Origin of the sequence: Streptomyces sp. JHA26 (genome assembly GCF_002005565.1) — a bacterium.
In the GTDB taxonomy this organism is placed as follows: domain Bacteria; phylum Actinomycetota; class Actinomycetes; order Streptomycetales; family Streptomycetaceae; genus Streptomyces.
Window position 1 is genome coordinate 1 of the sequence record NZ_BDJC01000129.1, and the last position, 2,707, is coordinate 2,707.

The following is a 2,707-nucleotide window of genomic DNA, read 5'->3' on the forward strand; positions in this document are numbered from 1 at the left end:
GGCGCGCCCGAACGCCGTCCTTCTCACAGGCGGCCAGCAACTCGTCCAGCGCATCCGCATCCCCGGACACGACCACGACCGACGGACCATTGACCGCCGCCACCGACAACCGACCACCCCAGTCAGCGAGGCGCTTGCCCACCTCGTCGGCACTGAGGGACACGGAGACCATGCCGCCGCGTCCGGACAGCGCACGGATCGCCTTGCTCCGCAGCGCGACCACCTTCGCGGCGTCCTGCAACGACAGGGCACCGGCCACACACGCGGCGGCGATCTCACCCTGCGAGTGACCGATCACCGCAGCCGGCTCCACACCGTGGGAACGCCACACCTCGGCCAGCGAGACCATGACCGCCCACAGCACCGGCTGCACCACATCGACCTGCTCCAGCCAGGCGTCCGCGTCCGTGTCCCGCAGGATGTCGGTCAGCGACCAGTCCACGAACGGCGCGAGCGCAGCCGCACACTCGGCGATCCGCTGCGCGAACACCGGCGACGAGTCGAGGAGTTCGGCCGCCATCCCGGCCCACTGCGACCCCTGCCCCGGGAACACGAACACCGCACGGCCGTCCGCGCCGCCGGCCCGCCCGCGCACCACGCCTGATGTCTCACGGCTCTCGGCCAGCGCCCGCAGGCCGTCCGCACCGCCCAGGACCACGGCCCGGTGTTCGAACACCGACCGCGTCGTCGCCAAGGACCATCCGACATCCACCGGGGCGAGCTGGGGACGCCCTGCCAGGAACGACGCCAGTCGATCGGCCTGTGCCCGCAGCGCCGTCTCCGACTTCGCCGACACCACCCACGGCACCACCACCGGCGGCTCGACGTCCGCGGTCGGCTGCTCCTCGTCCGCCGGAGCCTGCTCCAGGATCACGTGCGCGTTCGTGCCACTGACACCGAAGGAAGAAACGCCCGCCCGGCGCGCATGCCCGGTCTCGGGCCAAGGGGTCGAGTCCGTGAGCAGTTCGACGGATCCCGCCGTCCAGTCCACGTGCGGGGACGGTTCGTCGACGTGCAGGGTCTGCGGCAGCAGCCCGTACTGCATGGCGAGGACCATCTTCATCACACCGGCGACACCGGCCGCGGCCTGTGTGTGCCCGATGTTCGACTTGATCGAGCCGAGCCACAGCGGCCGGTCCTCCGGACGGTCCTGGCCATAGGTCGCCAGCAGCGCCTGCGCCTCGATCGGGTCACCCAGCTTCGTGCCCGTACCGTGCGCCTCCACCACATCCACCTCGACCGCCGGAACTCGGGCGTTCGCCAGGGCGGCGCGGATCACCCGCTGCTGCGACGGACCGTTCGGCGCCGTCAAGCCATTGCTGGCACCGTCCTGGTTGACGGCCGAACCGCGGACGACGGCCAGCACCTGGTGCCCGTTGCGCCGGGCGTCCGACAGCCGCTCCAGCAGCAGCATGCCCACGCCCTCGCCCCAGCCCGTGCCGTCGGCGCCCGCGGCGAAGGCCTTGCACCGGCCGTCGGGAGCAAGTCCCCGCTGCCGGCTGAACTCCACGAAGAGTTCGGTGGTGGACATCACGGTGACACCGCCCGCCAGGGCCAACGTGCACTCGCCCTGGCGCAGCGACTGGGCCGCGAGGTGCAGCGCCACCAGCGACGACGAACACGCCGTGTCCACGGTGACCGCAGGGCCCTCGAGGCCGAACGTGTAGGAGATGCGGCCGGAGACGACGCTGGCGGCGCTGCCGGTCACCAGGTGACCTTCGACGTTCTCGGCGGGCGCCTCGCGCAGATTGCGGGCGTAGTCCTGTCCATTGCTGCCGATGAAGACGCCGGTGGGGCTGCCGTGCAGGAGCGTGCCGTCGATACCGGCTCGTTCGAATGCCTCCCAGGACGTCTTCAGCAGCAGGCGCTGCTGCGGGTCCATGGTCGTCGCCTCGCGAGGCGAGATTCCGAAGAACTTCGGATCGAAGGCTCCGGCGTCGTCGAGAAAAGCCCCCTTGTCGACATAGCTCTTTCCCGTCTCGTCCGGGTCGGCGTCGAAGAGGCCGTCCAGATCCCAGCCGCGTCCGTCGGGGAAATCGGTCAGTACGTCGCGTCCGTCGACCAGCAGGTTCCACAGGTCCTCGGGAGTGCGTACCCCGCCCGGGAAGCGGCAGCTCATGCCGACGATGGCGATGGGTTCGTCGTCCGTCGTCGTGGCAACGGGCGCCGGTCCGCCCTCGCTGCTCAACCCCAGCGCTTCCTCGCGCAGCACCCGCGCCAACGCCCTCACCGTGGGGTGGTCGAACAGAAGGGTGGTCGAGAGCTTCAGATCCGCAGCCGCATTGAGGCGGTTGCGCAGGGTGACGGCAGCCAGGGAGTCAAAGCCCAGCTCCTTGAAGGCCCGGTCGACGTCGACCGTGTCCGTTCGGCGGTGGCCGAGCACGGCGGCGACGTGCGAGCGCACGAACTCGAGGACCGCTCGCTCCTGTTCGGCAGCACCCAGCCCGGCGAGCCGCTGCCGCAACGTCCCGTCGCCTGGAGCGGAACGGTCGGCGGCAGTGTCGGCGGTGGTGCTCCGCGTCAGCTCCTTCAGCAGCTGTGACGTGTGCGCGGTCGCCCTGGCCTGGGCGAGGGTGTCCCAGTCGACGTCCGCGACGACCAGTGAGGCGGCCATCGGGTCGTTGACCACGGCTTCCAACTCGGCGATCGCCAACTCGGGGGCCATGGCAGGCAGGCCGTGTCGCGCCCAACGGTCCGCCACGGCATG

General features: G+C 70.7%; 1 protein-coding gene. It reads right to left on the bottom strand.

What is annotated here, in order from left to right; all coding sequences use genetic code 11:
• The coding region (locus tag JHAT_RS33320; protein WP_143660623.1) for a type I polyketide synthase at positions 1-2,665 on the bottom strand (2,665 nt) is incomplete at its 3' end.
• Positions 2,666-2,707: the final 42 nt, after the last annotated feature.